Raw genomic sequence first — 2,592 nt, forward strand, 5'->3', positions numbered from 1 at the left:
TGCCACTAGACTCCGGAATCGTGGTGCTTGCCTTCGAGATTTTGCTGGTTCTCGTCTCCGTGCTGATCGCGTGGTTCGGTCTGTACGTCCTCTACCGGCTGTTCACCGAGTCGTGACAGAGTCGGCGAGCGAGAACACCGACAATGGCGCGTTGAACGGTTCCGCGTCGGAATCCGCCACTGCCCGGCGCAGTGGTGATCAAGCCGTGGCCGATGCCGCCGAGAAGGCGAAGTCGACCGGCGGCCTGAACATCCCCTCGCTCTCCGGTCTCCCGCTGCCGGAGGACACGGCCAATCTGCGCCAGGGTCCCGACCTGAGTTCCTCCATGCTCGCGCTGCTGCCGCTGGTCGGCGTCTGGCGCGGCGAAGGTGAAGGCAACGACCCCGATACCGGCGACTACCGCTTCGGCCAGCAGATCGTGGTCTCCCATGACGGCGGCGACTACCTCACCTGGGAAGCACGCTCCTGGGTCATCGCCGAGGACGGCTCCTACGGCGGCCCCGACCTGCGCGAGAGCGGTTTCTGGCGGGTCGGCATCGACGGCGACGACGAGGTGCTGGAGCTGCTGCTCACCCACTCGTCCGGCATCGTGGAATTGTTCTACGGCCAGGCCCTCACCCAGTCGTCCTGGGAACTCGCCACCGACGTGGTGATCCGCAGCCAGTCCGGCATCGTGGTCGGCGGGGCCAAGCGCCTCTACGGCATCGTCGAGGGCGGCGACCTGGGCTACGTGGAGGAGCGCATCTCCGCCGACGGCGCGCTGGAACCCCGCCTCTCGGCCCGCCTCCAGCGCTATATCGGCTGACCAGATGAACTAATCGAGCCTGTCGATGGCCGTCAGTTCGATCTCCAACGGAAACGGGACCGACATGTGGATGCGGTCGTGGAAAATCCCGGTCGGGCAGTAGCGGCTTGTCGCGGGGTCGAGTTCATACGCATAGACGACGGCATCGCCATCACGACGCTCTACCCGCCAGTAGTACGGGATGCCCGCCTTGGCGTACTTGAAAGGCTTCGTCTCTCGATCCCGGTCCTCCGAATCCGGAGACACTACCTCGAGGGCGAGCACCACATCCTCCGCGAAGTAGTACGTGGCCGGTGCTTCACGGTCATACGCCTCCTGCGTGACCACGAGGACATCCGGTTCGGGCATCTGCCGCTTCCCCAGCTTGACCGACATCTCGCGGTCCGCGTGTAGATGCGCGGGGGCCTGTCGTTGCAGTTCCGATCTGAACAGATCGATGGCACGCCTGTGCCACTTCTGCTGCGGACTCACAAAGATCAGGCTCCCGTCGATGAGTTCCGTGTGCCGCGGCAAGTCACGCAGCCGTAGGAAAACGTCGACGGTGAACCCTTCTTTCGGTGGAATGAGCCAGTCAGGAACTGGTTCGGATTCGGGAACCGGTTCGACGGTCATGTCCTCAGAGTAGTCCCTGGTCAGAGAAGACGCGCCGGAAAGGTACGGCCCCCGAGCCATATCCGCGGATGCAACGTTCACGCGGATCCGATCGGACGGATCGGGACTCGGGGGCCGGGTGACTGCCTGGGATTCGCGAGGCGCTCGCGCGAACGGAATCCATCTGCAGCGGTAGCGCCTAGCTGGCAGCCACCTCACGCGTCCTAGAAATAACCATTTCTCGAACCACCTCCTTTCCCGTGTACCGATGAATCTAGTGGGGGTGCGCGGTGGCGGCAATGTATTTTCTCGGACGGCGAAAACGCAGGTCAGTAGGGAATAAACCGGTCTATTGCCACGGCGCCGTCGGCGGCCACCCGCACCACGGTGTCGGCACGGTGATCGGGTGGGAGCTGATGGGTGACCACCACGACGACGCGGTCGGGGCCGACCAGGCCGCTGGTGCGGTCCAGCAGGCGGCGTTGCAGATCCGCGCCCGCGGCGGCCTCCAGGTGTTCGGTGGGCTCGTCCAGCAGCAGGACGCGGGCGGGGGCGAGCAGGGCGCGCGCGAGCAGGATGCGGCGGCGTTGACCACCGGATACCGCGGCCGCGCCGCCGACCAGTTCGGTGTGCACGCCGTCGGGCAGGGAGTCGAGCCACGCACCGGCTCCGACCGCGCGCAGGGCGCTTTCGGCCTCCTGCCCGGTGATGTCGCCGCGCGCCACCCGCAGATTCTCCAGCACGGTGGTGCCGAACAGGTGCGCGTCCTCGGCGAAGAAGGTGACGCCGGGGCGCGGGGTGTCGAACAGGCCCGCCCACGCCATGAGCAGCGTGGTCTTGCCCGCACCGCTCGGGCCGACCACCGCGATGCGATACCCGTCCGGCAGTTCCGGCAGATCCGTTCGCACAGCTGCGGATTCGCCGCGCTCGAACCGGCCGATGCGGCGCAGCGCCGCCCGCCCGTTGGTGAGCGCCTGCGCGGCGGCGGGCAGCACCCCGACCGCTTCGAAGGCCGACAGCGGCACCAGTACGAGCACGGTGAGCGCCATGGGCGAGATCCCACCCGGCTCGACCGTCTGGAATCCGGCGGGCGGCGGGCCGGTTCCGGTGCCGTACAACACGATCCCGATGAGCAGCGCGCCCAGTACGCTCACGCCGATCGACAGCGGTGTCGCCGCGGCCGCCCACGCACTGCG

At 67.1% G+C, this 2,592-nt stretch carries 3 protein-coding genes; 1 reads left to right on the forward strand and 2 read right to left on the reverse strand.

What is annotated here, in order from left to right; all coding sequences use genetic code 11:
* Positions 1 to 151: 151 nt before the first annotated feature.
* The gene (locus QK444_RS35430; protein ID WP_282786378.1) at positions 152 to 805 is read left to right on the forward strand and encodes an FABP family protein; all 654 of its coding nucleotides are present in this window, start codon (positions 152 to 154) and stop codon (positions 803 to 805) included.
* Between the two features lie 9 nt (positions 806 to 814).
* On the opposite strand, the gene QK444_RS35435 is transcribed toward QK444_RS35430, so the two are convergent.
* Both QK444_RS35435 and QK444_RS35440 read right to left on the reverse strand, forming a co-directional pair.
* Positions 815 to 1,417: a Uma2 family endonuclease gene (locus tag QK444_RS35435; RefSeq protein ID WP_282786375.1), complete on the reverse strand. Its 603-nt coding sequence runs from the start codon at positions 1,415 to 1,417 to the stop codon at positions 815 to 817.
* Between the two features lie 308 nt (positions 1,418 to 1,725).
* Positions 1,726 to 2,592 (reverse strand): ATP-binding cassette domain-containing protein (locus QK444_RS35440; RefSeq protein ID WP_282786377.1); only part of this gene is annotated, 867 nt, incomplete at its 5' end.

This window comes from Nocardia sp. CC201C (assembly GCF_030010695.1).
Lineage (GTDB): Bacteria > Actinomycetota > Actinomycetes > Mycobacteriales > Mycobacteriaceae > Nocardia > Nocardia otitidiscaviarum.

Excerpts from the sequence above, each read along its gene's own strand:
- QK444_RS35435 (WP_282786375.1), bottom strand. The coding sequence starts at position 1,417 with ATGACCGTCGAACCGGTTCCCGAATCCGAACCAGTTCCTGACTGGCTC.